The sequence below is a fragment of the Aeromonas intestinalis genome, from assembly GCF_054052485.1.
In genome coordinates this window covers 148,969-174,063 of sequence record NZ_JBSTYK010000004.1, presented here as the reverse complement: position 1 = coordinate 174,063, position 25,095 = coordinate 148,969, and the positions used below count along the sequence as shown (strand labels likewise).

At 61.3% G+C, this 25,095-nt stretch carries 22 protein-coding genes and 1 riboswitch; of the genes, 8 read left to right on the top strand and 14 right to left on the bottom strand.

What is annotated here, in order from left to right:
• Nucleotides 1-407 precede the first annotated feature (407 nt).
• Nucleotides 408-1,409, top strand: coding sequence for a porin OmpA (gene ompA / locus ACW5W7_RS06835; RefSeq protein ID WP_456501305.1), 1,002 nt, complete (start codon nucleotides 408-410; stop codon nucleotides 1,407-1,409).
• 228 nt (nucleotides 1,410-1,637) lie between these two features.
• A complete protein-coding gene (locus ACW5W7_RS06830) occupies nucleotides 1,638-2,684 on the top strand; it encodes an OmpA family protein (RefSeq protein WP_456501209.1) in 1,047 nt (348 codons plus the stop codon).
• Between the two features lie 96 nt (nucleotides 2,685-2,780).
• Here the strand turns inward: ACW5W7_RS06830 and ACW5W7_RS06825 are convergent, their stop codons facing one another.
• Both ACW5W7_RS06825 and ACW5W7_RS06820 read right to left on the bottom strand, forming a co-directional pair.
• On the bottom strand, nucleotides 2,781-4,475 hold the full coding sequence (locus ACW5W7_RS06825; protein WP_456501208.1) for an NAD-dependent malic enzyme: 1,695 nt from the start codon (nucleotides 4,473-4,475) through the stop codon (nucleotides 2,781-2,783).
• A gap of 55 nt (nucleotides 4,476-4,530) precedes the next feature.
• Entirely contained in the window at nucleotides 4,531-5,388 is an 858-nt protein-coding gene (locus tag ACW5W7_RS06820; protein ID WP_456501207.1) for an AraC family transcriptional regulator, read from the bottom strand.
• Between the two features lie 120 nt (nucleotides 5,389-5,508).
• Here ACW5W7_RS06820 and ACW5W7_RS06815 point away from each other — a divergent pair, with 120 nt between their 5' ends.
• Together ACW5W7_RS06815 and ACW5W7_RS06810 are read left to right on the top strand one after the other, a co-directional pair.
• Nucleotides 5,509-6,888, top strand: coding sequence for an MATE family efflux transporter (locus ACW5W7_RS06815; RefSeq protein WP_456501206.1), 1,380 nt, complete (start codon nucleotides 5,509-5,511; stop codon nucleotides 6,886-6,888).
• Nucleotides 6,889-7,008: 120 nt separating this feature from the next.
• Entirely contained in the window at nucleotides 7,009-7,257 is a 249-nt protein-coding gene (locus ACW5W7_RS06810; protein ID WP_456501205.1) for a DUF2498 family protein, read from the top strand.
• Nucleotides 7,258-7,326: 69 nt separating this feature from the next.
• On the opposite strand, the gene ACW5W7_RS06805 is transcribed toward ACW5W7_RS06810, so the two are convergent.
• Both ACW5W7_RS06805 and ACW5W7_RS06800 read right to left on the bottom strand, forming a co-directional pair.
• Complete coding sequence (locus ACW5W7_RS06805; protein ID WP_456501204.1) at nucleotides 7,327-8,826, bottom strand: methyl-accepting chemotaxis protein; 1,500 nt, start codon at nucleotides 8,824-8,826, stop codon at nucleotides 7,327-7,329.
• Between the two features lie 178 nt (nucleotides 8,827-9,004).
• Entirely contained in the window at nucleotides 9,005-10,135 is a 1,131-nt protein-coding gene (locus ACW5W7_RS06800) for a diguanylate cyclase (RefSeq protein WP_456501203.1), read from the bottom strand.
• Nucleotides 10,136-10,381: 246 nt separating this feature from the next.
• Here ACW5W7_RS06800 and ACW5W7_RS06795 point away from each other — a divergent pair, with 246 nt between their 5' ends.
• Together ACW5W7_RS06795 and ACW5W7_RS06790 are read left to right on the top strand one after the other, a co-directional pair.
• Complete coding sequence (locus tag ACW5W7_RS06795) at nucleotides 10,382-11,782, top strand: nucleobase:cation symporter-2 family protein (RefSeq protein ID WP_456501202.1); 1,401 nt, start codon at nucleotides 10,382-10,384, stop codon at nucleotides 11,780-11,782.
• 91 nt (nucleotides 11,783-11,873) lie between these two features.
• Nucleotides 11,874-12,569, top strand: a complete 696-nt coding sequence (locus ACW5W7_RS06790; RefSeq protein WP_456501304.1) for a lipoyl protein ligase domain-containing protein — start codon at nucleotides 11,874-11,876, stop codon at nucleotides 12,567-12,569.
• 156 nt (nucleotides 12,570-12,725) lie between these two features.
• On the opposite strand, the gene ACW5W7_RS06785 is transcribed toward ACW5W7_RS06790, so the two are convergent.
• The gene (locus tag ACW5W7_RS06785; RefSeq protein ID WP_434666424.1) at nucleotides 12,726-14,102 is read right to left on the bottom strand and encodes an amino acid carrier protein; all 1,377 of its coding nucleotides are present in this window, start codon (nucleotides 14,100-14,102) and stop codon (nucleotides 12,726-12,728) included.
• A gap of 249 nt (nucleotides 14,103-14,351) precedes the next feature.
• Nucleotides 14,352-14,462, bottom strand: a riboswitch (glycine riboswitch).
• Between the two features lie 508 nt (nucleotides 14,463-14,970).
• Here ACW5W7_RS06785 and ACW5W7_RS06780 point away from each other — a divergent pair.
• On the top strand, nucleotides 14,971-16,119 hold the full coding sequence (locus ACW5W7_RS06780) for a type III PLP-dependent enzyme (protein WP_456501201.1): 1,149 nt from the start codon (nucleotides 14,971-14,973) through the stop codon (nucleotides 16,117-16,119).
• A 70-nt stretch (nucleotides 16,120-16,189) separates the two neighbouring features.
• Here ACW5W7_RS06780 and ACW5W7_RS06775 read toward each other — a convergent pair whose 3' ends face one another.
• From ACW5W7_RS06775 to yfcD, 3 genes are all read right to left on the bottom strand, one after another.
• Nucleotides 16,190-17,158 carry a calcium/sodium antiporter gene (locus ACW5W7_RS06775; protein WP_456501200.1) on the bottom strand — a complete coding sequence of 323 codons (969 nt, stop codon included), beginning with the start codon at nucleotides 17,156-17,158 and terminating at the stop codon, nucleotides 16,190-16,192.
• 124 nt (nucleotides 17,159-17,282) lie between these two features.
• The gene (locus ACW5W7_RS06770) at nucleotides 17,283-17,756 is read right to left on the bottom strand and encodes a redoxin family protein (protein WP_456501199.1); all 474 of its coding nucleotides are present in this window, start codon (nucleotides 17,754-17,756) and stop codon (nucleotides 17,283-17,285) included.
• A 210-nt stretch (nucleotides 17,757-17,966) separates the two neighbouring features.
• Complete coding sequence (gene yfcD / locus ACW5W7_RS06765) at nucleotides 17,967-18,473, bottom strand: NUDIX hydrolase YfcD (RefSeq protein WP_456501198.1); 507 nt, start codon at nucleotides 18,471-18,473, stop codon at nucleotides 17,967-17,969.
• Between the two features lie 208 nt (nucleotides 18,474-18,681).
• Between yfcD and ACW5W7_RS06760 the strand changes: the two genes are divergently transcribed.
• Nucleotides 18,682-18,897, top strand: coding sequence for a DUF1107 family protein (locus tag ACW5W7_RS06760; protein WP_456501197.1), 216 nt, complete (start codon nucleotides 18,682-18,684; stop codon nucleotides 18,895-18,897).
• Nucleotides 18,898-18,984: 87 nt separating this feature from the next.
• Here ACW5W7_RS06760 and ACW5W7_RS06755 read toward each other — a convergent pair whose 3' ends face one another.
• The 6 genes from ACW5W7_RS06755 to ACW5W7_RS06730 all read right to left on the bottom strand — a co-directional run bounded on the left by ACW5W7_RS06755 (nucleotide 18,985) and on the right by ACW5W7_RS06730 (nucleotide 25,025).
• Nucleotides 18,985-19,728, bottom strand: a complete 744-nt coding sequence (locus ACW5W7_RS06755; RefSeq protein ID WP_456501196.1) for an amino acid ABC transporter ATP-binding protein — start codon at nucleotides 19,726-19,728, stop codon at nucleotides 18,985-18,987.
• Nucleotides 19,729-19,821: 93 nt separating this feature from the next.
• Nucleotides 19,822-20,916, bottom strand: a complete 1,095-nt coding sequence (locus ACW5W7_RS06750) for an amino acid ABC transporter permease (protein WP_349921435.1) — start codon at nucleotides 20,914-20,916, stop codon at nucleotides 19,822-19,824.
• A gap of 9 nt (nucleotides 20,917-20,925) precedes the next feature.
• Nucleotides 20,926-22,113, bottom strand: a complete 1,188-nt coding sequence (locus ACW5W7_RS06745; protein ID WP_456501195.1) for an amino acid ABC transporter permease — start codon at nucleotides 22,111-22,113, stop codon at nucleotides 20,926-20,928.
• 68 nt (nucleotides 22,114-22,181) lie between these two features.
• Entirely contained in the window at nucleotides 22,182-23,201 is a 1,020-nt protein-coding gene (locus tag ACW5W7_RS06740) for an amino acid ABC transporter substrate-binding protein (protein ID WP_456501194.1), read from the bottom strand.
• Between the two features lie 514 nt (nucleotides 23,202-23,715).
• Nucleotides 23,716-24,027 (bottom strand): DUF2845 domain-containing protein, encoded by a 312-nt coding sequence (locus ACW5W7_RS06735; protein WP_456501193.1) that lies wholly within the window; start codon nucleotides 24,025-24,027, stop codon nucleotides 23,716-23,718.
• A complete protein-coding gene (locus ACW5W7_RS06730) occupies nucleotides 24,012-25,025 on the bottom strand; it encodes an ABC transporter permease (RefSeq protein WP_456501192.1) in 1,014 nt (337 codons plus the stop codon). The genes ACW5W7_RS06735 and ACW5W7_RS06730 overlap by 16 nt, the downstream gene beginning before the upstream one ends.
• Between the last annotated feature and the right edge of the window lie 70 nt (nucleotides 25,026-25,095).

The window sequence follows — 25,095 nt, the reverse complement described above, 5'->3', positions numbered from 1 at the left end:
GCATCCCCCTTTTGCTTGTCTGCGTCTGGCCCTGCTCTGGCGTCAGCTTCTGTCTTATCTCCGTAGCGCCATGATTGCGCCAGCTTTCCTGCCACTCGGCCCCCCGCTCCTGCCTTCCTTACCACGCCATCACTTGTTGCTTATCTGTTCAGAAACTTGATCATCCCGAGTCAAAAGAATACAGTTATTCGGCTTGTAAGACATTGGATGAACTATTAAAAGTGCTTAAAGCCCGGTTAGTTGTCCATGGAGTGAAGGCTTCATGAGAATCCTGGTTACCATCCATTTTTTATTCAGGCCGCCCGTGATCACCTCACGGAGTCGCAACATGAAGTGTCATTTGCGATCGGTATAACAAAAGAGTGCGCAGTACGCCCATAGCACGGCAACTCAACGAGGATAAAATGATGAAAATGAAAATGGCACCAACCCTGATTGCTCTGGCTATCGCAGCCATGGGAACTTCCACCGCCCAGGCGGCCGATGACTGGTACACCGGTATGGGTGCTGGTTGGGCTTATGGACACGACCTGGACAGCTTCGGTCTGGATGCGGACAAGGACGCTACCGCCCTGTCCCTGTTCGGTGGTTACAACTTCACCGAGAACTTCGGTGCCGAACTGGGCTACCTCTATGCCGGCAAGGCCGGTGTGGATGGCGTCGACTTCAAGACTCAGGGTGCGACCCTCTCCGGTATCGCTCGCCTGCCCATGGGTGACATCTTCTCCGTCTTCGCCGAAGGCGGTGCCTACTTCAACCACGTCAACGGCAACGGTGACAGCGACAACGGCACCTCCCCGCTGGCGGGTCTGGGCCTGAGCGCCAAGCTCTCCGATCTGCTGGATCTGCAAGCCCGTTATCGCTACATCTGGGATCTGGGTGACGAGCAGAAGACCTGGAAGACCGACATGAGCGTCGCCACGCTGGAACTGGTGATGCACCCGAACCGCAAGGCCTATGTGGCACCTGTCGCCGCACCGGCGCCGGAACCCGTTCCCGAGCCCGTCGTGGTCGACAAGAGCTTCTCCCTGAACTCTGACGTGCTGTTTGCCTTCGGCAAATCCAGCCTGAAACCGGAAGGGGCTGCCGCACTCAACACCCTGTATCAGCAGATCGTTGAAGTTCAACCCAAGGACGGCAGCGCCGTGGTCGTCGGTTACACCGACCGCATCGGCTCCGATGCCTACAACCAGAAGCTGTCTGAAGCCCGTGCCCGCACCGTGGCCGACTTCCTGGTTGGCAAGGGCCTGCCGGCCGGCAAGGTCTCCATCGAGGGTCATGGCGAAGCCAATCCGGTCACTGGCAACCAGTGTGACGGGGTCAAGGGCAAGAACCAGCTGATCTCCTGCCTGGCACCGGACCGTCGCGTGGAAGTCCGCGTCACCGGCGTACAGGAAGTCCAGCAGTAAGCGATGCCATAACACACAAAAAAAGGGGCCGTTCGGCCCCTTTTTATTGATGCTGATTTTCCTCCATTCTCACCAGCCCCATCGCTATTACTGCCTGTCCACTCACAAATTCTCCATACAGATTCGTCACTTAAGTGGTTAAAGTGCGATGATCGCCTATACATAATGGTGGCTTATATAACAAAGGGCTGGGAGCCCTATAACACCCAACATCGACGAGGAAACGCGATGAACATAAGACTGAAACCCGTATGGATTGCATTGGCACTGGCGACGGGAGCGGCTCAGGCGGCCCCCGTCCACGACTGGTATCTGGGGGCCGGGGGAGGCTGGGCCATCGCCCATGACATCAACGACTTCAGCCAGGATGTCAGCAAGGATGCCACCGCCATTACCGCCTTCGGTGGCTACAACTTCACCGAGAACCTGGGGGCCGAGCTCGGCTACCTGTCGACCGGTGACTGGGACATCGCCGGCAACGACTTCAGCAGTCAGGGCGCCACCCTGTCGGTGATAGGTCGCCTGCCCCTCGGGGACATCTTCTCGGTATTTGCCGAGGGCGGCGGCTACATCTACCACGTCAAATCCGTCAACGGGGGAGATGACAACCTGGCCCCGTTGGCTGGTCTGGGGCTGACCGCCAAGCTGCACGACTGGGTCGACATCCAGGCGCGCTATCGCTATCTGGTGCGGGTCGGGGATGATCCGGACAACGACAAGGTCGGCAGTGGCACCCAGCGCTGGGTCAGCGACATCAGCACCGCCACCATAGAGCTGGTGCTGCACCCCAATCGTACCGTGGCCGTCGTGCCGGTTGCCGCCCCCCTGGTGGCCGCCCCGCCTCCCACCCCCGAACCGGTGGATCAGACCTTCAACCTGAGTTCGGACGTGCTGTTCGCCTTTGGCAAGGCGGATCTCAAGCCTGAAGGCATGAGTGCACTCGAAGATCTGTATCAGCAGATCGCCGACATCAAACCCAAGGATGGCAACGCCGTGGTGATGGGTTACACCGATCGCATCGGCTCGGATGCCAACAACCAGGCGCTGTCCGAAGCCCGGGCTCGCACCGTAGCTGACTTCCTGATCGGCAAGGGGCTGCCCGCCGACAAGGTCAGCATCGAAGGACATGGGGAGAGCAACCCGGTCACCGGCGTTCAGTGCGACGCCGTCAAGGCCAGAGCCTCCCTCATCGACTGCCTGGCCCCGGATCGCCGGGTCGAGGTACGGGTGACCGGCGTGCAGGAAGCACCGGCAACCACGGCGCCGGCAGCCTGATCACCGCCTCGGCGCCCCCTCTCTTCTTCACCGCAACCGTGCACAAAAAAGGGATGCTGATGCATCCCTTCTTTTTTGCTGTTGCCTCGCCCTTCGTCAGAAGGAGGTACGGCGATAGCGACGGTATTCCGGTCGCCAGAAGTTCGCCTCGATGGCTTGATCGATCACCTCGTCCGGCGTCTGCACCGCCTTGCCTTGCAGCATGGCGGTCTTGGCCACCATCTTGGCGATGTGGCGGGAGACCTGATGGATATCCGCCAGATCCGGCAGCAGTGACCCCTCCTCCCCCTTCACCATGGGGGAGCACTCGGCAAGCGCCCGGCTGGCCGACATCAGCATGGCGTCAGTCACCCGGTTGGCACCGGAGGCAATAACCCCGAGACCAATCCCCGGGAAGATGAAGGAGTTGTTGCACTGGGCGATGACGTAGCGTTTGCCCTTGTGCTCCACCGGCGCGAACGGGCTGCCGGTCGCGACCAGCACCTGACCATCGGTCCAGCGGATGAGATCCGCCGGCGTCGCCTCCACCCGGGAGGTGGGGTTGGAGAGCGGGAAGATGATGGGACGGGCACAGTGCTTGTGCATGGTCTTGACCACCTCTTCGGTGAACAGCCCCGGCTGGCCGGAAACCCCGATCAGGATGTCAGGGCGACCGTGCTCCATCACCTCCAGCAGGGAGATGTTGTCCCCCACAGGCCAATCGGCGATGCGCTCGACCGGCTGGGAGAGCTTGCGCTGGAACGGTAGCTGGTTCGGGATCTTGTCGGTGATGAGGCCAAAACGGTCCACCATGAAGACCCGGCCACGGGCCTCGGCGTCCGTCAGCCCTTCAGCCTTCATCTGCGCCACTATCTGCTCGGCGATGCCGCAGCCGGCGCTGCCAGCCCCGAGGAAGGCGACCCGTTTCTCGGAGAGCTTGGCGCCGGACGCCTTGCAGGCGGCGATGAGGCTGCCCAGAGTGACCGCGGCCGTGCCCTGGATGTCGTCGTTGAAGCAGCAGAGCTCATCCTTGTAGCGGTTGAGCAGAGGGGTGGCGTTGCCCTGGGCGAAGTCCTCGAACTGCAGCAGGATATCGGGCCAGCGGCGTTTGACCGCCTGGATGAAGGCGTCGACGAACTCGTCGTACTCCTCCCCCGAGATGCGCGGGTTGCGCCAGCCCATGTAGAAGGGGTCGCTGAGCAGCTGCTGGTTGTTGGTGCCCACGTCCAGCACCACCGGCAGGCAGTAGGCCGGAGAGATGCCGCCACAGGCGGTGTAGAGGGAGAGCTTGCCGATGGGAATGCCCATGCCGCCGATGCCCTGATCGCCGAGACCCAGGATCCGTTCGCCATCGGTGACCACGATGACCTTGACGTTCTGCTTGGTGGCGTTTTGCAGCATGTCATCGATCCTGTCCTTGTCCGGATAGGAGATGAAGAGGCCGCGCGCACGGCGATAGATGTTGGAGAACTCTTCACACGCCTTGCCCACGGTCGGGGTGTAGATGACCGGCAGCATCTCGGGCAGGTGATTGGTCAGCAGGCGGTAGAACAGGGTCTCGTTGGTATCCTGGATGTTGCGCAGGTAGATGTGCTTGTCCATGTCGTTGCCAAATGCCATGAACTGGCGATAGGCACGCACGGCCTGCTCTTCGATGGTCTCGATATTCTGGGGCAACAAACCTTCGAGGTTGAAGCTGCTGCGCTCTTCACTGGTGAAGGCGCTGCCCTTGTTGAGCAAGGGGGTCTCCAGCAGGGCCGGACCGGCGTAGGGAATGTAGAGAGGACGTTTCTGATTATTATCTTCAAACATGGATCGGTACCTTGACTGTGTGGCCCGCCGATCCTATGGGCTTGCGCCCCGAATTTCAAAGAGTTTGCGCATCCGTTGCAAAAGGTTTGCGACCCAGGCGACGAAAGGCGCCGGGGGTCTGACCAGTGAGGCGGCGAAAGCGATTCGCAAAGTTGGCCCCGTCGCTGTAGCCGACCCGGCTGGCGAGCTCGGCAAGGGGCCAGTTGGTGTAGAGCAGCAGCTGGCGCGCCTTGTTCATGCGAAGCTGGGTCAACCAGGCCATGGGGCCCATGCCAAAGGCCTGCTGGCAGAGCCGATGAAGATGGGGCACCGAGCAGGCCATCTCGCTGGCGAGCAGGGCCACGCTCCAGGGTTCGTCCAGGCGCGCTTCCACCCGTCGGAACAGCGCCTGCAACCGCAGCTCGGGGGTGCCGCGCACCTCCCCCTGCAGGGTCCTGTCCAGCAAGGCCAGCAGCAGGCTCAGCAGTTGGGGCTGCAGGGGGGATCTCACCCCTTCACCCTGCATCAGGCTGAGCAGATGATAAAACTGCTCCCCCTCCTCCCCCAGCCAGATGCGATGACCCAGCCGGTGCAGGTGACGCCAGCGCGGCACGTCATCGAGCAGGATCCAGCTGGTCTGCCACTGCTCCCCCGCAAGGCGCAGCCCTCCCGGCACGGCGGCGGGCAGAAACACCAGGGCCCCCGCCGGGATGGGCTGCTCTCCGGCATCGGTGAGCAGCACCCCGCCCTCCCCGTGGCTCACCATCAGGATGTGAAACTCGGGACGGTTGCGACGGATGAGGTAGTGATCCCGGATATGGGAGAGGCCGGTCAGAAAGATGCCCGCCTCCCCGAGCAGGGGCAAGCCCTCTCGCCCCAGCATCCGCTCGTCACAACCCGGGGCGATTTCCAGGCATTCGCTCGCAAAGCTCATGGCACCTCAACAAGATAGTTTTGCACAAGAAAGCCGAGAGTCACTCACAGTGAGAAGCCTCGCAACTCCCCCTATCATACCCCCGATGAATATCATCTTTTACCAACCCGGTTAACAGATATGAATTATTGGCAAGCGATTTTAAAACAAACCACCGATCGCGAGTTCATGACCCGATTGTGGCGGCTGGCGCTGCCGGTCTCGCTGCAATCCATGATGTTCTCCCTGCTCGGCCTCATCGATATCATGATGGTGAGCCAGCTTGGCACCACGGCCGTGGCGGCAGTCGGCTTGGGTAACCGGGTTTTCTTCTTCAACCTGCTGGTGATAGCGGGGCTCTCGGGCGGGGTCTCGGTATTGGCGGCGCAATATTACGGTCGCGGGGATCTGGCCGGGGTGCGCCGCTCCCTGGCGCTGGCGCTGGTGGGGGCCCTGCTGGTGAGCCTGCCCTTCGCGCTGGTCTATGTGCTCGCGCCGGGCAGCGTGCTGGGCTTTGCCAGCCAGGATCCCGTGCTGCGCCCCCTGGCGGACGAGTTTCTGATGATCACGGGGGCCACCATTCTCTGCACCGCCGTGGTGGTACCGCTGGAGGCGGCCCTGCGCTCGGTGGGCAACGCGGCGGCACCGACCCGCATCGGCATCATCGCCATCATCGCCAACGTCATCCTCAACTACGCCCTCATCTTCGGCAATTTCGGCTTCGAGGCCATGGGGGTCGCGGGGTCGGCCTGGGGCACGACCATTTCCCGCCTGCTGCAAACGGTGCTGCTGCTGGCCTATGTGCTGCGCCAGGAGCCCAGGCTGGTGCCGCGCCTGGCGGACTGGCTTGCCGCCTTCAAGCGCAAGGAGGTGGTGCGCTTCACCCTGATCGCCCTGCCGCTGCTGCTGCACGACGGGCTCTGGGCCTTCGGCATGCTGCTCTACGGCTTCCTCTATGCCCATCTTGGCACCGACTCCTTGGCCATCATGACCACCCTGGGGACACTGGAGAGCATTCTCATCTCCCTCTTCTTCGGGTTGGCGGTAGCCTGCTCCACCCTGCTCGGCCACCGGCTCGGCGCAGAAGAATATGAAGCCGCCTGGCAGCACTCCCAGTTGTTCCTGCTGCTTGCACCGGTGGGCGCCTTGCTGGTCGGATTGTCGGTCTGGATGGTGCAGACCAATCTGCTGCAGTGGGTGGGCAACCTGCCCACCGAGCTGATGGGGGAAGCGGGCCAGGTGCTCGGCATCCTCTGCATCGGCATGCTGCTCAAGGTGTTCAACATGGTGGGCATCGTCGGGGTGCTGCGCTCGGGCGGGGATGTGAACTACAGCATCTTCATCGACGTGGTGGGCATGTGGTGCATCGGCCTGCCGCTCGCCTGGGTGGCCGTCAGCCTGCTCGGCTGGCCTCTCGCCTGGGTGGTGGCCGTGGTGCTGCTGGAGGAGCTCGCCAAGGTACTGCTGGTGCAGCGCCGCATTCGTCAGCGCCGCTGGCTCAAGAACCTGGTCATGGGCTGATCGGGGCAAAATGCGGGGTCATATCAATGACAGAAAATCCCCTTTTGCAGTATGCTTTGCCCTCTTCAATCAGTGACAGGGCGTGCCCTGCCCCGTCAGTAGTCGTTTAAGGAGACGAGCATGCAACCCGAAAAAGAGCTGATCACCGAGACTGCCCTGCTGGAGATGGCCAACACGATCATCCGGGAACACGAAGACTTCATCCACGGCATGCGCGCCGACGCCGTGGAGCAGAAGGGAGAGATCCTGGTATTCAAGGGCGAGTTCTTCCTCAGCGAAGATGGCACCCCGACCGGCAAGACCATGGCGGTGTTCAACATGTTCAAGCTGCTGGCCCAGCAGCTCTCCGGCAAGTATCGCCTGGCATAAGCCCGGTCTGCCCTCGTCAAAATGCCACCCCCGGGGTGGCATTTTGCTTTTCTGGCTCGGGGCGAATCCTCATTCGTGAAAGGCGCGGCCGAGGTGCTCCAGTCGCTGTGCCAGCGGCGTCAGGCACTGGCTGCTGCGGGTCAGGGCCGTGATATTGCCGGCGTTGCACTCGGCAATCTGCTGGACCCGTCCAAGACACTCGCCAATCTCCACCGAGACTCTGGATTGTGCCTGGGTGCTGACCGCTATCTGGCCATTGAAACGGTTGATGTTGTCGATATCATCGGCCACCACCTGCAGCATCGCCACCGCCGACTGGCTGGCGAGGACACAGCGGCTCACTCCCTCCCGACTGAGCTGCATGGCTCCCGCCGCCTGACGGCTCCCCTGCTGGAGCCCCTCGATGATCTGCTGGATCTCGCGGGTGGAGACCGAGGTTTTCTGGGAAAGATGGCGCACCTCGTCGGCCACCACCGCAAAGCCCCGCCCCTGCTCGCCGGCCCTGGCCGCCTCGATGGCCGCATTGAGCGCCAGCAGGTTGGTCTGCTGGGCGATGTCGTGAATGACTTCCAGCACCTTGCCTATCTGGGTGGCCTGCTCGGCCAGGGAGGTCACCGTCTTGTCGGTCTCATCCATGCACAGCGCCAGCGCCTCGATGTCCTGTCCGGTTTGCACCACGCTGGCTCGCCCCTTGCCCACCTGATCGCTGGCCTCATCGGCACATTGCAGGGTCTGCTCGACCTGGGCGGTGATCTCCGTCATGGCCGAGAGCATGAGCGCCATGTCCTCGCTCATGCGGGCCACCTCCTCCAGCTGATCCCTGGCCCCCTCCTCCAGGGTCGACCCCGTCCGGGCCAGCTCCTGGCTCAGCCCTCCCAGATTGCGGCTGTCCCGTACCACGCCATCCACCAGGTTGGACACCTGCTGGAGAAAGTGATCGAAGCGCTGTCCGGAAGAGAGCCTGGCTCCCTCGGAGCCGGTGTGGGCGTCGGCCCCCTTGCTCAGCTGATTGGCCGCCATCAGCACCTTGCCGAGCACCTCCTGATTTTCGGTGGCGTCGGCCAGGCTCAGGCGGGCCAGGTAGATGAGGATTCCGCTCTCTATCACCACGTAGAAGGCGTGCAGGAAGATCATCCCCCAACCGCCGTGTGACTGCATCACGTAGACCGGATACCCCGCGTGCTGCAACACATGAAACAGCACGTGGTGCACCGCGATCACCGCCGCCGCCACCACGATGGGCAGCCAGTCCCGGTAGAAGGTCAGCACCGCCAGCAACACGAAGATGCCGAAATGGATCTCGATGACCCCCCGCGCCTGATTGATGTGCAGCGCCGCCATCACCATCAGCCCCACCCCGATGAGACAGCGCATCAGCCGGCTGCCCCCTATCCCCCGATAGAGCGCCGTCAGCACGAGGCAGACCGGCGCTCCGATCAGCGCCGTCTGCAGCCAGGTCTGGTGCCAGAAGGCCAATCCAGCAGAACAAAGCAACGCAAACCAGAGTAAGCCCAGCATGATCCTGTCGCTGCTGCGATAATGCTCGCTAAAATCTGTGGTGGTCATCATGGGCTCTCTCCTTGAGGCATCAATCATTTCATCCTGTAACAGGATAGAAGCCGGCCAGAGCGCAGATGATTAAACTGTGAATAATCTTGGGGCGAGGGATGGGGTCCGTGACGTCCCTGCCAGGGATGGCAGGAGGGATGGACATTCACGCGGACCCCTCGCAGGGAGGAGGGGGTCGTCAAGCCACGCTGGAATTGAAGGGTTTGTTCAACAAGGCACTCTCGCTCATCACGCAGTTGCGCCCCGCCATCTTGGCCAGATAGAGGCACTCGTCAGCCCGGTTGAGCAGGGCCTCGATGCCCTCCCCGCGCCGGGCCAGGGTCAGGCCGATGCTCACCGTCACCTCCAGCAGCTCGTCGGAAGTGGGGCTCTTCACCAGCCTGGCCTCCACCGCCACCCGCAGTCGCTCGGCCACCCGCTTGGCCTGCACCAGATCGCCACAGCCAGGCAGCAGGATGGAGAACTCCTCGCCACCGTAACGACCGAGCACCATGCCAGCCTCCAGCTGTTCGCCCAGGGTGCTCGCCACCTCCTTGAGCACCGCATCTCCCGCCAGGTGACCATAGGTGTCGTTGATGCGCTTGAAGCGATCCAAATCCAGCAGCAAGACGGCGAAGGGCTTCTGCTTGCTGAGCAGATCTCCCCTGGCTTTCTCGATCTGCTTCATCAGCAGCCGCCGGTTCATCATGCCGGTCAGCTCGTCCGTAGTGGATTCCCGATAGAGCTGAAGCAACATATGGAGCTGACCGCACTGCACCCAGGCACTCGCCAGGGTGAACAGGGCCAGCAACCAGATCTGGTTGAGGGTCTGCAGGCTCCAGAGCGGCTGATCCACCAGCCACCAGTTGCCCGCCAGCATGGTGATCAGGATGCACCCCGCCAGCTGCAAGCTGAGGGAGAGGGGAATGGGGAAGATGGCAAACAGGCTGATGAGCAGATAGGGAAACGCCATGTACCCCGCCTGCAACTCCTCTTCCGAGCCGAAGGTGCGCAGGCAGATGAGGGAGAACAGCATCATCACCGCCATCAGGTAGCCGAGCGCCAGTTTCATGCGCGTGCGCTTGAAGTGAATGAGGTAGGAGAAGGGGATGAGCGGCGAGAGTGCCAGCAGGCAGAAGACCCGCGCTTGGAGCAGGGCATCGAACTGGGCCGAAGGCAGGGTCAGCCAATCCACCAGCGCCCAGCTGGGGATCCCTATCATCAGCAGACAGGTCAACAGCCGCAGACGGGCCGTCATGAAGCCCATTCGGGTCAGGGTAAAATCTTCAGAATGGGCGTTGGCGCTCCAAAACTCCGACAACTTCAGCATCCAGAGTCTCCACATGACAACTGAGCGCTCATTCTACACCGTCCTCACCCGGATACAGCAGCAGGGGCCAGATTTATCCATCGGGGAGCATCACGCAAACCGGCAGATCATAATCACCGCGCGCAAACGTTTCAACCCATCCAAAAATAAACCTTTTCCCGCTCAATTAGCGCTGGTCAGCGCCATTTCAGCCACTACAATAGCGCCCAATTTTTCTCCCCCTCCCCCACAAAATTTGAGGTATTTATGGAACAGGCAGCCGTTTCGCGCGCTCCCGTCGCTGAGCCACATCCCCCCAGGCGCCCCCACAGCGAACTGGTCTACGGCATCGAGGAGGTCCCGCCCCTGCCCCAGACCCTGTTCGCCGCCCTGCAGCATATGCTCGCCATGTTTGTCGCCATTATCACCCCGCCCCTCATCATCGCCAATGCCCTCGGCCTCCCTGCCGCCGACACCCGCTATATCGTCTCCATGTCCCTGGTCATGTCCGGCATCGCCTCCTTCATCCAGACCCGTCGCTTCGGCCCCATCGGCTCCGGCCTGCTGTCGGTACAGGGCACCAGCTTCAACTTCCTCGGCCCCATCATCGCCTCCGGCCTCGCCCTCAAGCAGGCGGCCATGCCCACCGAAGATCTGCTGGGCACCCTGTTCGGCACCATGCTGGCGGCGGCCCTCACCATCGTCGTGATGAGCCGCTTCCTGCATCTGGTCAAGCGGATCATCACCCCGCTGGTGACCGGCATTGTCGTGCTGCTCATCGGCCTGACCCTGATCAAGGTGGGTCTCATCAGCATGGGGGGCGGCTACGGGGCGCTGGCCGATGGCAGCTTCGCGAGCCACACCAACCTCTTTCTCTCCCTGCTGGTGCTCGGCCTCATCGTGCTGCTGCAGCGCAGCCGCAACCCCTGGCTGCGACTCTCCGCCATCATGATCGCCATGCTGGTGGGCTACGCCGTGGCGCTGATGCTGGGCAAGGTGAGCGCCCCCCGCTTCGACGGCCCCCTGGTGATGGTGCCCATCCCGCTGCACTACGGTCTCGGCTTTGACTGGCACCTGTTCGTGCCGCTCGCCATCATCTTCGTGGTGACCGCGCTGGAGGCCATCGGCGACATGACGGCGACCTCCGACATCTCGGGCGAGCCATTGGAAGGGCCCGTCTACATGGCGCGGATCAAGGGCGGGGTGCTGGCCGACGGGGCTAACTCCATGCTGGCAGCGCTCTTCTCCACCTTCCCCATGTCCACCTTCGCCCAGAACAACGGTGTCATTCAGCTGACCGGGGTGGCCAGTCGCCATGTCGGCCTCTTCATCGCCGCCATGCTGGCTCTGCTTGGGCTGTTCCCGGCAGTGGCGAGCCTGGTGCAGCAGATCCCCGAGCCCGTGCTCGGCGGTGCCACCATCGTCATGTTCGGCACCATCGCCGCCGCCGGGGTGCGCATCATTTCCCGCGAGGAGCTGGATCGCCGCGCCCTGATGATACTGGCGGTATCGCTGGCCATGGGCCTCGGGGTCGCCCAGGTGCCCGAGGTGCTGCAACACCTGCCGGAGCTCGCCAAGAGCGTGCTCTCCTATGGCGTCGCCACCGGCGGCCTCACCGCCATCATCTTGAATCTGCTGCTGCCAAAACGCAGCCCGGCCCACGCCTGATCTGTTCCAGCGAGGCCCCGCCATGCGGGGCTTTACCTCCCTGCCCGCCACGGGTACTGTGCTTGGCAGCCTCTGCTTCAGGATGCCCCTCATGCCCTATACCCTGCTGCCCTCCCCGCCCGTCCACCATACGCCTGCCCAGATCCTGGCCCAGGAGCAGCAGTGGCTGCGGGATTGTGCCCATGACGGGCTGGCCCGCGCCCACCTCTGGCAGGGGCCCCAGTGCCTCATCGTCACCCGCAAGGATGTGCGCCTGCCCCGCTATCAGGCCGCCTGCGTGCAACTCGCCGCCGAGGGCTGGCCCGTGTATGTGCGTGACAGCGGTGGCACCGCCGTGCCCCACGGCGCCGGCATTCTCAACCTCTCGCTGCTGCTGCCGCGCACCACCACGGATCTCGGCCACTATTACCAGCGACTGGGGGTGCCACTGCTGACCCTGCTCGGGGAGCACGGCCTCACCGGGAGCTACGACTTCGTGCCCGGATCCTTTTGCGACGGTCAGTACAATCTGGTGATCGAGGGCCGCAAGGTCACCGGTACAGCACAGCGCTGGCTGGCGCCGGGCCAGGATCACAATGGTGCCGTGCTGGCCCAGGCCATGTTGCTGGTGGCAGGAGACGTGGATGAGGGCACCCGGATGGCGAGCCGTTTCTACGAGCTGGCGGGCGGGGAACTGCGCTTCTCACCCGGCACCTCCACCACCCTCGCCCACGCTATCCGCTGGCAGGGTAGCGACGAGGCGCTGGTAAACAAGGTGCGAGCACGGCTTGAGAACCTATTGAGTTGAACAAAGAGCCCTCCCCTCACCCTGACCCTCTCCAAGAGAGAAGAAGGGAAAACGCCTTCCCTGCTGCCGTATACGCATGTGCATGCAAATGGTGCAGCACATAAAAAAGCCACGACCCAGGTCGTGGCTTTTTCTTGGCATCCGGCTCAACCAGACTCAGGCGGCCTGCGGCTCGGGCTCGCTTTCGCTGTCCCGATCCCGGCTGAAATAGGCGCGGGTCTCGGCGATCACCACGTGGCGCAAGCCGATGAGGCCGATGAGGTTCGGCACCGCCATCAGGCCGTTGACGATGTCAGCCAAGAGCCAAATCAGGTCCAGATGGAGGAAGGCACCGCTCGCCACCAGCACCAGATAGACGAGGCGGTAGGGCTTGATGGCCTTGACCCCGAACAGGTACTCGGTGCAGCGCTCGCCGTAGTAGTTCCAGCCGAGGATGGTGGTGAAGGCGAAGAACAGCAGGCCGATGCTCACCAGGTACTGGCCGATGTGGGCATCCAGCCCCTGGGCGAAGGCCGCACTGGTCATGGCGGCGCCGCTGAGATCCCCGCTCCAGACCCCGGTCACCACCAGGGTCAGCCCGGTCATGGTGCAGATGATCAGGGTATCGATGAAGGTCCCCGTCATGGAGACCAGCCCCTGCTCCACGCAGGAGTCGGTCTTGGCCGCCGCCGCCGCGATGGGGGCCGAGCCCAGACCCGATTCGTTGGAGAAGACCCCCCGCGCCACCCCGGACTGGATCGCCAGCATGATGCCGGCGCCGACGAAGCCGCCGGTGGCCGCATGGCCGGTGAAGGCGCTGTTGATGACCAGCAATACCGCATCCGGCAGGGCGCTGGCGTTGTTCACCAGCACCCCAAGACAGGCGAAGATGTAGAAGATGGCCATGAAGGGTACCACCTTGCTCGACACGCTGGAGATGGACTGGATCCCACCGAGCGTCACCAGGCCGACGATCAGGGTCAGCACCACGGCGGTGGCTTCACGGGGCACCGAAAACGAGAGGCTCATGGCATCCGAGATGGCGTTGACCTGGGGGAAGGTGCCGATGCCGAAGAAGGCGACGCCGATGCCAAACAGGGCAAACAGCTTGGCCAGCGGCTTGGAGCCGAGCCCCTTCTCCAGGTAGTACATGGGGCCGCCCGCCATCTGGCCGTTGGCATCCTGCTGGCGATATTTCACCGCAAGCAGGCACTCGGCGTACTTGGTGGCCATGCCGAACAGGGCCGCCATCCACATCCAGAACAGGGCCCCCGGGCCGCCGAGCTTGATGGCGGTGGCGACCCCAACGATGTTGCCGGTTCCGATGGTGGCGGAGAGCGCGGTACAGAGTGCGCCGAAGCTGGAGACATCCCCCTGCTTGCCCTGACCCTGATCGCGACCGAATACCAGTCGCAGGGCGAGGGGCAGACGCACGATCTGAAGCAGACCCAATCGCAGGGTGAGATAGATGCCGGTACCGACCAGCAGAATGAGCAGGGGCGGACCCCAGACAAAGCTATCGATGGCGCTGAGCGCCGATTGAATTGATGACATGCATCCTCCTTAAAAAACAACGATTAAGGAGGAGAAGGATGATCTTCCCATAGGTGTCGCGATCCCCAAAGGCGATCGGATGCAGGCCAAGAACTTGTTCACGCTCTTACTGCGAGGTCGTGATCAAGGCTCATGTGCTGCTAGGAATCCTCACGTATATCTATACGCTCCGGTTCCTGCGCTGCTCTTTACCTTGCTGACAACCTCTCGTTACAGATCGTGAACAGTTCTAAGCTCAGGTACAACCATCCCATCCCCTCTGTCCTTTTGCCTGAGAGTTTCCGGCCCCGGATTGCGACGCAATCACGGTGCCTTGCTCCTTCGGCGCCCGATCTAACGGGTCTCTCCAGAGTATCGTCCAGTAGCAGTCCACACCGGTTGCCCGGTACCTGAAAGATTCACTTCTTCGGTGGATGGTCCCCCATCGCTCTCCTGCTACCTTCATCCGAACTAGTTTGGATTAGGAAGCGGGCATGGTAATCCAAAAATTGTGAGCTGTCTCCCATTCGCCCCCCTGCCCCAGTGCTTTTTTCCCATTCACTTCCTTGTCGGGGGAAATGCTAAATGTTTGTTAAGTATCAACAGGTTATATCTCCAGATCGAGTTCACTGTTCTCCGGCACCAGATTGATGCTTTTATATTGATAGCGCCTTTCGTCTCGACCAGAAAAACTTGCCAACATATCCAATCAATATGCTTGCACATAAACGCGCTTGCCCGATAATCCCGCGCATAACTAAGCACTTTGCATTCAAGTTATGCACAGTGTCTGGTCGGTCCCTCCGGACCACTCGCCTGAGCCGGCCGTCGCCGGTTCAATCGCATATGGCTTGGGCATTTCACGCCCCCTAAGGATTTTCAAAAGAGAATGAACGAGACCCTGGTCGCACAAGATTACCGCTCGCTGGTTGAACAATTTGGCTCCCCCCTGCTGCTGCTCGACAAGGCAGCCGTCCGCAAACAGTACCGGGCACTGGCCGCCGCCCTGCCCGATGTGCGTTTGCACTATGCACTCAAACCCCTGCCCCACGAGGCGGTGGTCTCTGTCTTGAAGGAAGAGGGGGCCTGTTTCGATCTGGCCACCAATGGCGAAGTTGATCTGGTGCGCAGCCAAGGGGTTCGTCCTGGCCGCTGCATCCACACCCATCCCATCAAGCGCGACAGCGACATTCGATATGCGCTGGAGTTCGGCTGCACCGTGTTCGTCTATGACAACCCGCTGGAGCTGGATAAGTTCCTGCCCTACAAGGATGAAGTGAAGCTGCTGCTGCGCGTCAGTTTCCCGAATCCGGAGACCAAGGTCGATCTCTCCAAGAAGTTCGGTTGCACCCCGGAGCAGGCGCTGCCCCTGCTGCAACTGGCCCAGGCCAAGGGCATCAAGGTGATGGGACTTTCCTTCCATGTCGGCTCTCAGGTGCCCCACGCCCGTCGCCACGTACAGGCCATCGATGCCTGTCGCGAGATCATGGAACAGGCCTGGGAACTCGGTCTCAAACCCTGGGTACTGGATATCGGTGGCGGTTTCCCGGTGGATTACGAGGGCGGTGAATTCGACATCGACGGCTTCTGCGCCCCCATCCGCGAGGCGCTGGCCAAGCTGCCCGCCACCGTACAGAAGATTGCAGAGCCGGGCCGCTTCATCAGCGCACCGGCCATGACATCGGTGGCGAGCGTGATGGGCAAGGCCCACCGTGGCGACAAGATCTGGTACTATCTGGATGACGGTCTCTACGGCAGCTACAACGGCCAGCTCTACGACCACGTCACCTACCCGGTCAGCACCCCCTATGCCAATGGTGCACTGCACAACGCAGTGCTCTCCGGCCCCACCTGCGACAGCGTGGATGTCATCCGGGACGGCATCATGCTGCCGGATCTGGAGATCGGCGAGCTGGTCATCGGCCGGGTGATGGGGGCCTACACCTGGGCCTCCGCCTCCACCTTCAACTTCTTCCCCAAGGCGAGCATCCTCATTCTGGACAGCGCCCAGAAGCAGAAACTGGTAGCAGTAGCCTGATTTAGCGAAACAACACACCAAAAAAAGAGGGGGAAGCATCAGCTTCCCCCTCTTTTTCATCACCAAGGCGTCAGACAAACTGACTGCCCAGCAGCCAGGCGGTGTAGGCCACGAAGATGGCGAGCAACAGCCCCCCTTCCACCCGGTTGATCCGCCCCTGCCCCTTGCGGCCCAGGCACATCACCAGCAGCAGCAGGGTCAGCCCCATCATCACGGACCAGTCGCGAGAGAGCACGGCCGGATCGACATCCAGCGGGGCGATCCCCGCGGCGATGCCCACCACGGCCAGGGTATTGAACAGGTTGGAGCCGAGCACGTTGCCAAGGGCCAGATCGTGTTCCTTCTTGCGAATGGCGATGAGAGAGGAGGCCAGCTCCGGCAGCGAGGTACCCACGGCGACGATGGTCAGGCCAATCACCAGATCGCTGATGCCAAGCGCCTGGGCAATCGTCACCGCCCCCCAGACCAGCAGACGGGAGGCGATGATGAGCAGCACCAGCCCGAGCACCAGCCAGAAGATGGCGTTCTTGAGGGACATGCCCTCGCTGCCGATGTCATCACTGGTGTTCTCATCGAGGGCATCCCCTTTGCTGCGCATGCCTTCCCAGATGGACCATCCCATCAGCACTAGGAACACGGCCCCCAGGATCAGAGCATCCCCTCTGCCCAGATGGCCATCGATGAGCAGGGCACCGGAGAGCAGAGTGATGCCGAGCAGGATGGGGATCTCCTTGCGAACCACCTGGGAGGAGACGGCGATGGGGCTGATAAGGGCGGTCAGACCCAGGATCAGCGCGATGTTGGTGATGTTGGAGCCATAGGCGTTGCCAAGCGCCAGGCCGGGGTTGCCCTGGGAGGCCGCCAGTGCGGAGACCACCATCTCGGGAGCCGAGGTGCCAAAACCGATGATCACCATACCGATCAGCAGCGGCGGCATGCCGGCATAACGGGCGGTCGCGGCGGCGCCATCCACAAATTTATCCGCACTCCAGACCAGCAGCGCCAGTCCGGCAATCAGGGCAACAAAAGCCAGGGTCATATTCTTCTATCTCATCGGCTGCAAACACGAGAGCCAGGCGTTGTGCCTGGCTCCATCCAAAAACGGGCTCAGTGTAGCGGGCCTTCTTGCTATTTCAAGCGTTAATCAACCAACGATTAACATTTCATAAAGCTGCCAGCAGACTCTCGGCACCGGACACCTCGAACTTGCCGGGTGCCTCCACAAACAGCTGCTCTACCACGCCATTGTCAGCAATAAGGGCGAAGCGCTGGGCACGCAGGCCACCGAAGGCACCGGTCTCCTTGGCAAGGCCGAGGGCCCGGGTCCAGCTGCCGTCACCGTCTGCCAGCATGGTAATGGCCGAGGCATTCTGCGCCTCCTGCCAGGCCCGCATCACGAAGGCATCGTTCACCGAGAGGCAATAGATGGCATCCACTCCCTTGGCCTGGAACTGATCGGCCAGCACCACGTAGCCGGGCAGATGGGCGTTGGAACAGGTCGGGGTAAAGGCGCCGGGCACCGCAAACAGCACCACCTTCTTGCCCGCGAACAGGGCCTGGCTGTCCTGCACCTGCTTGCCTTCGGCGGTGATGAAGGTGAATTCCCCTGCGGGCAGGGATTGGCCGACTGCGATCATGATCTCTCGTCCTTAAGTGGAGGGAAGGAGTCCCAGTCTACTCCAACCCGGAAGAGGGGGACACAGGTCTGGCCTATTGGCGATAACCTGCCGGGAGCCATGGAAAATACATCGGGCACCCCGCACCGAACACCTTGTCTTGCCGGTGGGACTGCCAGGTTGAAATAGCCCGCAAAGGACGGGGGGATGGGGTCACTCGCGCCGCGAGTCTCAGCCTTGCCGGCGGGACTGCCAGGTTGAAATGGCCAATAGAGAGTCCGGCGTGAATTCGTCGGCCCGTGCCGATATCTCGGCCAGGCTCATCCAGTAGACGGCGCTCACCTCCTCCGCCTGCAGTTGCAAAGGCCCCTGATAACGGCAGCTGAACAGCCCGCCCCAGACCCGGTAAGCGCAGCCATGGTCCTGCCCTTCCCCCTCGGCATAGAAGGTGCCAAAACTCTGCAACGGTACGTCAAGGATCCCGAGCTCCTCCGCCAGCTCCCGCCGGGCGCTCGGCTCCATCGCCTCACCCGTGGTCACCACGCCGCCGGCGCAGGCATCCAGCATGCCGGGACAGAAATCCTTGCCGAGGGTGCGGCGCTGCACCAGGATGCGATCCTCATCGTCCAGCACCAGGATATAGCTGGCGCGGTGGCGCAGGTTCTCCCGCCGCACCCTGGCCCGATCGGCAACCCCGATCACGCGGTCCTGCTCATCTACTATGTCCACCCACTCCACACGAGACACCTTGTTGCAATCATCCAGTGAGCCGCAGTATATCGGGCATGCCCCCCACCCGAGCACAACTTTTACATGAGTCGGACACTTTGTTTGCCATCATCGAGAGCAGGGAAAACCGAATTCATACGAAACTCCATAAGATGTCACATTAGTGTCACGGGATGGCGGCATAGTGTGCCCTGTCCAAGCAACGGGGTGTTTTACCATGAAGGTGTTCAAGCAGTTGTCTCCTCGCCAGATTGCCCGCTATATCAAGAGCTTCCACCACGGTAGCTTCATGGTAGAGGCGCTGGGGCGATTCGAATTCAGCGGTGGAGCCATCGATTTGAAGACACTGAGCTGCCATCAGGCCTTGCGGCTGGCCCGGCAGATCAACCTGGCGGTGCGGGATCTGCGCACCACGGCCCTGTTGCCTGGCTGACATACTCCTTTCCATCTGTAGTCTGCTTCCATGAACATTTTGGCCCGCCGCTCATCGCGCGGGCCGTTTTCATGACGGGGGACGGGCTCAGTGCTGCAGTATCTGGGAGAGGAACAGCTTGGTACGATCCGACAGGGGATTGTCGAAGAACTGATCCGGCACGTTCTCCTCGATGATCTGACCGCGGTCCATGAAGATCACCCTGTCCGCCACCTGCTTGGCAAAACCCATCTCGTGGGTGACGCAGAGCATGGTCATCCCTTCATGAGCCAGTTCCACCATCACATCCAGCACCTCGCGCACCATCTCGGGATCCAGCGCCGAAGTGGGTTCATCGAACAGCATCACCTGCGGGTTCATGCAGAGGCTGCGGGCGATGGCCACCCGCTGCTGCTGACCGCCGGAGAGCTGCCCCGGATACTTCAAGGCCTGCTCCGGGATCCGGACCCGGCGCAGGAAATTCATGGCGATCTCCTCGGCCTCCTTGCGTGGCAGCTGTTTGACCCAGATGGGAGCCAGACAGCAGTTTTCCAGCACCGTCAGGTGGGGGAAGAGGTTGAAGTGCTGGAACACCATGCCGACTTCCCGGCGCACCGTCTCGATGTTCTTGAGATCCGAGGTGAGCGCCGTCCCCTTGACCAGGATGTCGCCGCTCTGATGCTCCTCCAGCCGGTTGATGCAGCGGATCATGGTGGACTTGCCGGAACCCGATGGCCCGCAGATGACGATCTTCTCCCCCTTCCCCACCTGCAGGTTGATGTTTCGCAGTACATGAAACTCGCCATACCACTTGTTGACATCCTTGAGTGCAACCACGGTGTCTGTTGTCATTTTGAAGCTACTCCTGATACCTGCACCCCATATGCTTTGTGAGAGGGGCTGTTAAGGGCTATCCCTGCATCCTTTGTCATGTTGAAACCACTCCTAATGCTTGTGACCCGTGTTGAGTTTGTGTTCCAGATAGATGGAGTAACGGGACATGCCAAAACAGAACATCCAGAAGACCATGGCGATGAACACATAGGCCTCGGTAGAGAACCCCAGCCAGGCCGGATCGGCCAACGCCACCTTGGAGATGGCGAGCAAGTCGAACAGGCCGATGATCAGCACCAGGCTGGTGTCCTTGAACAACGAGATGAAGGTGTTCACCAGGGAAGGGATGGTGATCTTGAGGGCCTGGGGCATGATGATGAGACCCATCACCTTCCAGTAGGAGAGCCCGAGGGCTTCCCCCGCCTCATACTGCCCCTTGGGGATCGCCTGCAACCCGCCCCGGACCACCTCGGCCACATAGGCTGACTGGAACAAGATGATGCCGATGAGCGCCCGTAGCAGCTTGTCCAGCTCCACCTGGCTCGTCATGAACAGTGGCAGCATGACGGAGGCCATGAACAGCACTGTGATAAGCGGCACCGCCCGCCAGAACTCGATATAGACGGTGGAGAGACTGGAGATCACCGGCATGTGGGAGCGTCGCCCCAGGGCCAGCAGGATCCCGAGGGGCAGCGCCGCCGCAATCCCCACCACCGCCAGCACCAGGGTCAGCATCAGCCCGCCCCAGCGATTGGTTTCCACCACCGCAAGGCCGGCACCGCCGTGGATCAGCAAAAAGGCGATGACGGGGAACACCAGCAGGGTAAAGAGTGCAAGCCAACCCTTGCGAGGGGTGCGTGGCCAGATGAGCAGTGCCAGCAGCACCGCCAGACCGATGAAGGCCACATTGATGCGCCAATATTGGTCCACCGGGTAGAAACCGTAGAGGTATTGCCCGAGCCGACTCTCGATGAAGATCCAGCAGGCCCCTTCCTGAGTGCAGTCGGCGCGGCCGCTCCCCTGCCAGGTGGCGGAAAACAGCGCCCAGTCCAACGCAGACCAGAGCAGTGGCAGCAGCAGATAGGCCAACACCAGGGTGAGCAGGCTGCTCCACCAGTTGGGAAACAGATTCTGTCTAAGCCAGGCCAACACACCACGTCTGTTGCTGGGGGGAGGCAGTGCCTCTTGCATTTCATTGACGAACATAACGCCTCCCTAGCGTTCGACCAGCATCATCCGGCGGTTGTAGATATTCATCAGGATTGAGGTACTGATGCTGATGAGGAGATAGACCCCCATGGTCATGGCAATCACCTCGATCGCCTGCCCGGTCTGGTTGAGGGTCGTGCCCATGAATACCGAGACCAGATCCGGATAACCGATGGCGGTAGCCAGCGACGAGTTCTTGGTGAGATTGAGATACTGACTGGTGAGCGGCGGAATGATGACCCGCATCGCCTGGGGGATGACCACCAACCGCAGGGTCTTGGTGGGCGACAGCCCCAGAGCGGAAGCCGCCTCCGTCTGGCCCTTGCTGATGGCGAGGATGCCGGAACGCACTATCTCGGCGATGAAGGCCGCCGTATAGATGGTGAGCGCCAGCAGCAGCGCCGCGAGCTCCGGCAACACCGTCAGGCCACCCCGGAAGTTGAAGCCCTGCAAGACAGGGATGCTCCAGCCAAGGGGGCTCCCCATCAACAGGAAGGTGATGAAGGGCAACAATAGGATGAGCCCCAGCGTGCAGCTCCAGATCGGGAATATCCTGCCGGTCAGCTCCTGGCGGCGCCTGGCCCAGCGATGCAGGCCCCAGCTGATGAGAAATGCCAGCAGAAGAGCCCAGAGTACATAGCCAAATCCCTCTTCAAACAGGGGCTTGGGCAGATAGAGACCCCGCACATTGAGAAAGGCAAGCTCACCCAGCTCTACGCTCTGGCGCGGGGATGGCAGGGTGCGCAACACCGAGAAGTACCAGAAGAAGATCTGCAGCAGCAACGGTATGTTGCGAAAGGTCTCGATATAGACGGTGGCTATCTTGGCCACCAGCCAGTTGCTGGACAGCCGGGCCACCCCGAGCACAAACCCCAGCAGGGTCGCAAACAGGATACCGAGCACGGAAACCAGCAGGGTGTTGAGCAGGCCGACGACAAAGGTGCGGCCAAAGGTATAGGTTTCGTCGTAGGGGATCAGGCTCTGCAAGATGCCGAACCCGGCGGTATTGCCCAGGAAATCGAAGCCGGTGGTTATGCCACGGGTGGCCAGATTGGTCAGGGCATTGTTGACGATGTAAAACAGAAACGCGAGAACGGCGACGATGGCCAGGCACTGGAACACCAGCGCCCGCACCTTGGCGTCGTACCACCAACGGCCCTGTTCCTTCCTATGGTTTGATGCATGTGACGCCATAAGGATGACTCCGACAAAGCCAAGGCAAGGGGAAAACGGGGGGCCTGGCCCCCCGAACAATCATCGACTCAGCGGATGGGCGGTGCGTACATCAGGCCGCCCTTGTTCCAGAGCGCATTGATGCCACGGTCAATCTTGAGGGGCGAACCGGCACCCACGTTGCGATCGAACGACTCGCCATAGTTGCCGACCTGTTTGACGATGTTGTAGGCCCACTTGTCATCCAGCCCCAGTACCGTGCCCTTGGGCTCTTCCAGCCCCAGCAGACGGCGGATGTCCGGGTTGGTGGACTTGAGCATCTCGTCCACGTTGGCACTGGTCACACCAGCCTCTTCGGCGTTGAGCATGGCGTAGAGGCTCCAGCGCACCACCTTGAACCATTGATCATCCCCCTGACGCACCGCCGGGCCCAGTGGCTCCTTGGAGATGACCTCTGGCAATACCAGCGCCTCTTCCGGCTTGGTCAGCTTGATCTTGAGGGAGTAGAGCTGGGACTGATCCGAGGTCAGTACGTCACAGCGACCGGCTTCAAACCCTTTCACGGTCTGATCCGAGGTGTCGAACACCACAGGGGTGTATTTCATGCCGCCATTGGCGCGGAAGTAGTCCGCCAGGTTCAACTCGGTGGTGGTACCGGACTGGATGCAAACTGCGGCCCCATCCAGCTCCTTGGCACTCTTGACCCCGAGTGACTGCTTGACCAAGAACCCCTGACCGTCGTAGTAGTTCACCCCGGCAAAGGTCAGCCCCAAAGAGCCGTCCCGGGTCAATGTCCAGGTGGTATTGCGAGAGAGCAGATCCACTTCACCGGACTGCAGCGCGGTGAAGCGCTCCTTGGCGGTGAGGGAGACATATTTGACCTTGCTGGCGTCACCGAATACAGCAGCCGCAACAGCACGGCACACGTCCACATCCAGACCAGTCCAGGTCCCCTTCGCATCCGGGTTGGAGAAGCCGGGCAGGCCATCGCCGACCCCGCACTGCACGAACCCTTTCTTCTTGACCGCATCCAGGGTGCCGTCGGCCCAAACATTGGCTGCCGCCAGCGACAGCACTATCACCATACCTGCCTTGTGTATCTGCTTCATGTCACTCTTCCCTGTGGTTTGATCTGAGTTGGCATCAAAAACCTCGCAAGATGCCCTCTTTTTCCCGACTTTTCGCAGCTTATCCAGCCATCAAAAAACCTGTCAATCGGTGCAACCCAGCCCAATTGTGGTGCAGCAGCACAAAATGTTTGAATGGGTGGCTAAACACCTTATGAATAAAAAATAGACCCTTATTTCCGAAATAGCCTGCTGCCATAGCCCTTTCATACCATGAGGATTATTTTCGCAAAAAAATCGGGCCGCACCACAACGGGGCAGCAAGATCTGCGACCAACTGACTCATTAGGCTCATATTTCTGCTGGCATGCCCCAATGGGAGGAGCATCTTTTCAATGGCGAGCAGCCGACGTTGCGGTAAAAAAGCAGAGGCTGGATGACCGAGGTGTCACACCCTGAGGGGATGGAAAGCGATTAGTTTTCAGAGAAGACAAGGGTTGAGAAAGCAGGCCCAGATCACAATGGCAGAGGGAAGATCAGCCCCATGAGCGGCGCTTCAACCACCCCGTGGACCATCTTCAATCTCAGTGATGACGCCGTTTTCGACGGTCACAAACTGCATGAACTGGTTCTTGCCGAAGTTGTAGGTCCAGCGTTCGGCGTATTTCACCGTCATGCGGGCCCCGAAGCCATTCTCCTCATACCGGGTCAAGTCTTCCTTGAGCATCGGCTGACCACAGCGGATCAAGAGCTCGGCCGTGGTATCTCCCTCGGTCAGGAGCGCACTCTTGCAACGCAAGGAGCCCGCATTCACCGGCAGGGCCGCGAGCAACAATACACCCCAGAGAAGCTTCATTTTGCGCTCCATTTAAACAGCAGGGACCCCAGCACGAGGCAGCTCAGTGCAAACAGCGCAACCTGGGCCAAGTCACCCGCGACCGCTTGCCAGCCCGCCCCCTCCAGCATCACGGCGCGGGCAGCCTCGATGATCTGGCTTAAGGGCAGACGGGCTCCAATGGCCTGCAACCAGGGGGGAGAACCTTCCAGCGAAAACCAGACACCGGACAGGAACATCATGGGCAGGCTGATAAGATTGAGCAAGCCGCTCGCCAGTTCCTCATTCTGGAGGCGAGCGGCGATGAGCAGACCCAGTGAGGCCATGGCGGTACCACCGACCAGCGCAATCAGCAGCAGTAACCAGCCTGAGCCCAGCAGAGGCACCCCCAGCAGCCAATAGGCCACCAAAAACACCAGCAGGCTCACCACCAAGGTGATCAGCACCCGCGACAGCAGCTGGGCACCGAGAAACTCGGCCGCCGACAGGGGGGTCGCTCTCAGTCGCTTGAGCACCCCGTTCTTGCGATAGCGGACGATGACGAAGCCGACCCCGAACAGGCCTGAGAACATCAGGTTCATGCCGATCACCCCGGGCAACAACCAGTCACCGTAGCGGATGGCTCGCCCCGACAGCACCTCCTTTTGCAATGGCAAGCCGATCGCCTGACGCAGCAAATACTCCGCCATGGCCCCCTGGGGGGCATCCGGGTTGACCCAATACTGGCCTCGGGTGGGTGAGAGCAGCAGATCCAGCTGATGATGGCGCACCTTGAGCTGCCCCTTCTCTGCGTCCTCATAGGGGATGAGCTTGAGCAGCGGGATCTTGTTCAGGGGCTGATAGGCGGCAGGCAACGCCCCCAGCACGCCCATCTGCACCAGGGGCTTGGGTGGGCCGGAAAAGATGAGGGAAAACCCAATCACCAGCAGCAGGGGAAACGCCAGATTCCAGACCAGCGCCGCCCGATCGCGCACAAACTCGAGGTTGCGGGCATGGAGCAGTGCCACGATGCGCCTCAAGGATCCGCTCATGCGTCGCTCCTCAGGCCATCACCGCTCAGATGCATGCCGAGTACAAACAAGCGAGACCCGCCACGTTTAA